The following is a 6,550-nucleotide window of genomic DNA, read 5'->3' as shown; positions in this document are numbered from 1 at the left end:
TTTATTTTGCTTTTCTCTGTGGGTGTTCATCACTGGTTTTCACCGGAGAACCCCGCTGACCCGGCGGCTTGCGTGCCGTTGTTCCGTGTCAGTGGAGGCGCATTATAGGGAGTTATTTCGGGCTGACAAGGGGAAATTTAAAATAATTCATCAACCGCGCATTTTTTATGCTTTGCGTTTATTTAACCACCGAATCGGGAGTTAACTGAGCGATTTCATGGGCAAAACTGGCGACCTGCTCCCAGTCGGTATAGATCACTTCTTTACGCGTATCCGTTTCGCCGCCCGACATTTTCATTATCAGTTGAATCATCACACGGTCATACCAGCGATAGCGCGGATACAGCAGCGCCCCGGCGATAACCGCAGAACGGTCTGGCCGCCACTGCGAGTTCATTAAAAACTTGCGCGCGTAGCTGTTGGTCTGCGGCGTTCGCTTTTCCGGTTTACGCGCCACCAGGTTTACAGAGTAAAACGCGCTTGGCATGTGATTCAGTCGCGTCGCATGCTTCTTCACAAATTCGAGAAACGCGGAATGATAGTGTCCATAACGAATGGATGCGCCAATGACTACACGGTCATAGCGTTCCCAGTCAGGCTCTTCGGTACGATGTAGATTGACGACATCCGTACAGATGCCTAGCTCTTTGAGTTCTGACGCCAGATAAGCGGCGATTTCCCGGGTCTGTCCATCACGAGATGAGAATAGAATCAGTGTTTTCACGTGTTACTCCATTATTCACGCCAGAAGGTGGGGGTAAAAAGTACCAGCAAAGTGAAGACTTCCAGACGACCGAACAACATATTAGCAATCAGGATCCATTTCGCCACCGGATTCATACTGGCAAAGTTATCCGCCACAACGCCCAGCCCAGGCCCAAGGTTGTTCAACGTCGCCACCACGGAAGCAAAGGCAGAGAAATCGTCCACGCCCGTCGCGATAATCGCCAGCATGCTGACAATAAAGACCAGCGCATACGCAGAGAAAAATCCCCAGACCGCTTCAAGAATACGTTCCGGTAGCGCGCGATTCCCCAACTTGATGCTGTAGACCGCATTGGGATGCACCAGACGCTTCAGCTCGCGGTTCCCCTGTTTGAACAACAAGAGGATACGGATAACTTTCAGTCCCCCCCCCGTAGATCCCGCACAGCCGCCGATAAACGCAGAGCATAGCAGCAGTACCGGCAGGAAAAGCGGCCAGCGGGCAATACTGTCGGTTGTAAATCCGGCCGTGGTGGCCATCGACACCACCTGGAAAAAGGCCTGATTGAGCGTCGTCAGCGCAGAGCTATAGATGTTATGAAACCAGAGTACTAATGTGCAGATGACCACCAGCGTCAGTTGGACGCCAATAAACATGCGAAATTCCGGGTCACGCCAGTAAACCTTAAGACTGCGGCCACTCAGTAACGAGAAGTGCAGGCCGTAGTTACAGCCGGAGATTAATAAGAAGATAGCAATGATGGTGTTAATCGTTGGGCTGTCAAAATAGCCCACGCTGGCATCATGGGTAGAAAACCCGCCGATCGCAATAGTGGCGAAACTGTGCCCGATGGCGTCAAATGCTGGCATACCGGCAAACCACAGCGCCAGTGCGCAAGCGACCGTCAGCAGGACATAGATCAACCACAGCGTTTTTGCCGTCTCGGCGATACGCGGGCGCATCTTATTATCTTTCAGCGGTCCGGGCATTTCTGCGCGATAGAGCTGCATCCCGCCGACGCCGAGTATCGGCAGAATCGCGACGGCCAGCACAATGATCCCCATCCCGCCAAACCATTGCAGCATCTGGCGATAAAAGAGGATCGCATGCGGCAGCGAATCCAGCCCCACCAGCGTGGTGGCACCGGTCGTAGTCAGTCCGGAAAAGGATTCGAAAAACGCATCGGTAATCGTGAGGTTCGGGCTTTCAGAAAAAATGAAGGGCAACGCACCCACGCTGCCCAGCACGGTCCAGAACAGCACGACGATCAAAAAACCCTCGCGGGATTTCAGTTCACCTTTTTCACGACGGTTCGGCCACCACAGCATAGAGCCAATCACCAGCGCGACAAAAAAGGTTTGCGTAAATGCGCGTCCCGCCCCATCACGATAAATAAGCGCTACCAGCCCCGGGAGGATCATCGTGCCCGAAAATAAGATGACCAGTAGTCCTACGATTCGGGTAATGGCGCGAAAATGCATCTCTGCCGCTTCCTTAGTTCTTCAAAATGAGGTGGGGATTATTCTTCAATCGCTAACAATTGCAATGAACCACGACTAAAATCTGCCAGCTTTGCTGAAAATTCATCCACTTTCGCATAAGGAAGCGCCACCCGTAACCGAACGAATGCCTGGAAATCACTGGCGACAATTTTGCCGCCATATTGACCCAGAAGTGCTTCAACGCCAGCCAACTGCGCGTACTCACACTGCAAAGTATATTCGGTTAATGGCGTCTTGCGCTGCGTCGTTAACTGACGCAATGCCTGGTTTACACCGCCGCCGTAGGCTTTAACCAGTCCGCCGGTACCGAGTAAGATCCCGCCATAATAGCGCACCACAACGGCGGTTATCTCTCCAACTCCGCTGCCCATCAACTGCGCGAGCATGGGCTTGCCTGCCGTTCCTGCCGGCTCACCATCATCTGAAAAGCCCAGTTGTTGCGAATCATCGGGCACTCCCGCCACCCAGGCCACACAATGGTGACGGGCATCCGGGTGCTCCGCTCTGACTGATTCCACAAACGCCTTTGCCGCTTCTACGCCATCGGTATGCGCCAGCAACGTAATGAAGCGGCTTTTTTTGATCTCTTCGACAACGGTGACCGGCGCCGCAGGGATTAACCAGCTGTCCATTACGCCAGTTTTAGATCCCGCGTCATGTTTTCAACGTTGTTCTCGTGGATCACCACGTTGTCTTCAATACGAATACCACCAAACGGTTTCAGCGCTTCAATTTTCTGCCAGTTGAAGTGTTTGCTGAACGCCCCCTCACGCCACGGTGCGAGCAGTGATTCGATGAAGTAAAAGCCCGGTTCAATGGTCAGTACCATACCCGGCTGGAGCACGCGGGTGCAGCGCAGATACGGATATTTAGACGGCGCGGCAAGATGCGTACCGGTATCATCCTGCATAAATCCAGCAACATCATGAACCTGCAGACCCAGTGGGTGGCCGATACCATGCGGCATAAACGGTCCGGTGAGATCGTTTTCGACCATCGCCTCTTCGCTCATGTCGGTGACGAGCTGATGCTTACGCAGCAGCTTCGCAATACGCTGATGGAACTGAACGTGATAATCCACATAGCTGACGCCCGCTTTCATCGTGGCAATCAACGCCAGCTGTTCGTCGTTCACATCTTTCACTAACTGAGCATATTCGTTGTCGCTTTTCGCCGACCAGGTACGGGTCAGGTCTGCGGCATAACCGTTGTACTCTGCACCCGCATCCAGCAGGAAACTACGGATTTCAGACGGAGCCTGATGATCCAGCTTCGTGTAATGCAGAACTGACGCATGCTCGTTCAACGCCACGATATTGCTGTACGGTACATCGGTATCGCGGTGACCGGTCGCCGTCAGATAGGCCAGATTGATATCGAACTCGCTCATCCCCGAACGAAAGGCTTCTTCTGCCGCCCGGTGCCCATTCACCGCCATTTTCTGTGCTTCACGCATGCAGGCCAGTTCATAGTCGGTTTTATAGGCGCGGTAATAATGCAGATAGTCGATCACCCCTTTCGGGTTGATATTGCTGGCGGCGATCTCGAGTTGTAGCGCACGCTCCGGAACCGGGCCGATATAACCAATATTGCCGCGCGCAGCCGGCAATTGACTGCCAATACCATCCGCTTTCGGCAGAGCAATCACCTCAACTTCTTCAGTCCAGAAGGAGGTCGGCAGCGGCTCCACGTTATGCCAGTAATCAACCGGTAAGTAGAACCACAGTTTGGGTTTGTTCACCCCATCAACCAGCAACCAGCAGTTGGGAACCTGAGTCACCGGTACCCAGGCTTTAAACTGCGGATTAACCTTAAACGGGTAAGGATGATCGTCGAGAAAAACGTTAACCAGCTCGCCGGAATGAATAAGCAGCGCATCAAGCTTAAAGCGTTCCAACGCATCACGCGTCCGTTCTTGTAAGGTAACGATATGATTTTTATAGAGTGCGGCCAGTGATTCCATTTTCTATCCTTCTGTTTTTTCGACCTCAAGTCTCCGCATCTTAGCACATCGATTCACGAGAGCGTGATTTCTACCAGGTGTGATCGGAGCGGCATTTCTTTAATCAGTCATTTGCATTTTATTAACACAAAATACACACTTCGCTTCATCTGGTATGACCAGATCACCTTGCGGATTCAGGAGACTGACATGCTTTACAAAGGCGACAACCTGTACCTCGACTGGCTGGAAGATGGCATCGCCGAACTGGTGTTTGATGCCCCAGGCTCAGTGAACAAACTCGACACGGCAACCGTCGCCAGCCTCGGCCAGGCGCTGGACGTACTGGAAAAACAAACCGATTTAAAAGGCCTGCTGCTGCGTTCAAATAAGGCAGCCTTTATCGTCGGTGCGGATATCACCGAATTCTTGTCGCTGTTTCTCGTTCCCGAAGAACAGCTCAGCCAGTGGTTACATTTCGCCAACAGCGTCTTTAACCGTCTAGAAGATCTGCCGGTCCCGACCCTCTCCGCTGTTAACGGTTATGCATTGGGTGGCGGCTGCGAATGCGTACTGGCGACTGATTATCGCCTGGCCACGCCGGATCTGCGTATCGGTCTGCCAGAAACAAAGCTGGGCATTATGCCCGGCTTTGGCGGCTCCGTACGTATGCCACGCATATTAGGCGCGGACAGCGCGCTGGAGATCATTGCTGCCGGTAAAGACGTGGGTGCCGAACAGGCGTTGAAAATCGGCCTGGTCGATGGCGTCGTGAAAGCAGAAAAACTGATTGAGGGCGCAAAAGCGGTTTTACGTCAGGCCATCAACGGCGATCTGGACTGGAAAGCGAAGCGTCAACCGAAGCTGGAACCGCTGAAGCTCAGCAAAATTGAAGCCACAATGAGCTTTACCATTGCCAAAGGTATGGTCGCGCAAACGGCAGGCAAACATTACCCGGCTCCGATGACTGCGGTGAAAACCATTGAAGCCGCCGCGCGCTCTGGCCGTGAAGAAGCGCTTAATCTGGAAAACAGAAGCTTTGTTCCGCTGGCGCACACCAATGAAGCCCGCGCGCTGGTCGGCATCTTCCTCAACGATCAGTTCGTGAAAGGTAAAGCGAAGAAGCTGACCAAAGACGTTGAGACGCCAAAGCAGGCCGCGGTATTGGGCGCGGGTATTATGGGCGGCGGTATCGCGTATCAGTCGGCATGGAAAGGCGTGCCGGTCATCATGAAAGATATCAACGACAAATCCCTGACCCTCGGAATGACCGAAGCGGCGAAGCTGCTGAACAAACAGCTTGAGCGAGGCAAAATTGACGGTCTGAAGATGGCGGGCGTGATTTCGACCATTCACCCTACGCTGGACTATGCCGGTTTTGATCGCGTCGACGTCGTGGTCGAAGCGGTGGTTGAAAACCCGAAAGTGAAAAAGGCCGTGCTGGCGGAGACCGAAGACAAAGTACGCCCGGATACCGTGCTGGCATCGAACACCTCCACGATCCCCATTAGCGAACTGGCAAGCGTGCTGAAACGCCCGGAAAATTTCTGCGGGATGCACTTCTTTAACCCGGTTCACCGGATGCCACTGGTTGAGATCATCCGTGGTGAGAAGAGTTCGGATGAAACCATCGCAAAGGTTGTCGCCTGGGCCAGCAAAATGGGCAAAACGCCGATCGTGGTGAACGACTGCCCTGGCTTCTTTGTTAACCGCGTACTGTTCCCCTACTTCGCGGGTTTCAGTCAGTTACTGCGCGACGGTGCGGACTTCCGCAAAGTCGACAAGGTCATGGAAAAACAGTTCGGCTGGCCGATGGGACCGGCGTACCTGCTTGACGTCGTGGGCATTGATACCGCACATCACGCGCAGGCTGTGATGTCCGCAGGCTTCCCGCAGCGGATGCAAAAAGATTATCGCGACGCGATTGATGCGCTGTTTGACGCCAGCCGTTTTGGTCAGAAGAACGGTCTGGGCTTCTGGCGCTATAAAGAAGACAACAAAGGTAAGCCGAAGAAAGAAGAGGATGCCACCGTTGACGATCTGCTGGCTGACGTCAGCAAAGCGAAGCGTGATTTCAGCGAAGACGAGATTATCGCCCGCATGATGATTCCGATGGTCAACGAAGTGGTGCGCTGTCTCGAAGAAGGCATTATCGCCAGTCCGGCAGAGGCCGATATGGCGCTGGTTTACGGTCTGGGCTTCCCTCCGTTCCACGGCGGTGCGTTCCGCTGGCTGGATACGCTTGGCAGCGCGAAGTATCTCGATATGGCGCAACAGTATCAGCACCTCGGTCCGTTATACGACGTTCCGGAAGGTTTGCGTAATAAAGCGCGTCATAACGAACCGTATTATCCCCCGGTTGAGCCTGCCCGTCCGGTCGGCGACCTGAAAACGGCTTAA

General features: G+C 53.5%; 5 protein-coding genes. 1 reads left to right on the top strand and 4 read right to left on the bottom strand.

Features of this window, described 5'->3' with window-relative positions:
- Positions 1 to 178: 178 nt before the first annotated feature.
- Genes hemG through pepQ form a run of 4 tightly spaced genes read right to left on the bottom strand, consistent with a single transcriptional unit; the run spans position 179 to position 4,171 of the window.
- Positions 179 to 724 carry a menaquinone-dependent protoporphyrinogen IX dehydrogenase gene (gene hemG / locus KE671_RS21615; RefSeq protein ID WP_206164685.1) on the bottom strand — a complete coding sequence of 182 codons (546 nt, stop codon included), beginning with the start codon at positions 722 to 724 and terminating at the stop codon, positions 179 to 181.
- Between the two features lie 11 nt (positions 725 to 735).
- Positions 736 to 2,187: a Trk system potassium transporter TrkH gene (gene trkH / locus KE671_RS21610; protein ID WP_042326189.1), complete on the bottom strand. Its 1,452-nt coding sequence runs from the start codon at positions 2,185 to 2,187 to the stop codon at positions 736 to 738.
- 38 nt (positions 2,188 to 2,225) lie between these two features.
- Positions 2,226 to 2,840, bottom strand: coding sequence for an IMPACT family protein (locus KE671_RS21605; protein ID WP_206164684.1), 615 nt, complete (start codon positions 2,838 to 2,840; stop codon positions 2,226 to 2,228).
- Entirely contained in the window at positions 2,840 to 4,171 is a 1,332-nt protein-coding gene (pepQ, locus tag KE671_RS21600) for a Xaa-Pro dipeptidase (RefSeq protein ID WP_206164683.1), read from the bottom strand. The genes KE671_RS21605 and pepQ overlap by 1 nt, the downstream gene beginning before the upstream one ends.
- 189 nt (positions 4,172 to 4,360) lie before the next feature.
- On the opposite strand from pepQ, the gene fadB reads away from it, so the two are divergent.
- A complete protein-coding gene (fadB, locus tag KE671_RS21595; RefSeq protein ID WP_206164682.1) occupies positions 4,361 to 6,550 on the top strand; it encodes a fatty acid oxidation complex subunit alpha FadB in 2,190 nt (729 codons plus the stop codon).

It is taken from the genome of Citrobacter amalonaticus (assembly GCF_018252635.1).
Lineage (GTDB): Bacteria > Pseudomonadota > Gammaproteobacteria > Enterobacterales > Enterobacteriaceae > Citrobacter_A > Citrobacter_A amalonaticus_E.
This window is presented reverse-complemented; position numbering and strand designations above follow the sequence as displayed.

Bases quoted from the DNA above. Each gene is read 5' to 3' on its own strand.
- trkH (WP_042326189.1), bottom strand. From the start codon at position 2,187: ATGCATTTTCGCGCCATTACCCGAATCGTAGGACTACTGGTCATCTTA.
- KE671_RS21605 (WP_206164684.1), bottom strand. From the start codon at position 2,840: ATGGACAGCTGGTTAATCCCTGCGGCGCCGGTCACCGTTGTCGAAGAG.
- pepQ (WP_206164683.1), bottom strand. From the start codon at position 4,171: ATGGAATCACTGGCCGCACTCTATAAAAATCATATCGTTACCTTACAA.
- fadB (WP_206164682.1), top strand. From the start codon at position 4,361: ATGCTTTACAAAGGCGACAACCTGTACCTCGACTGGCTGGAAGATGGC.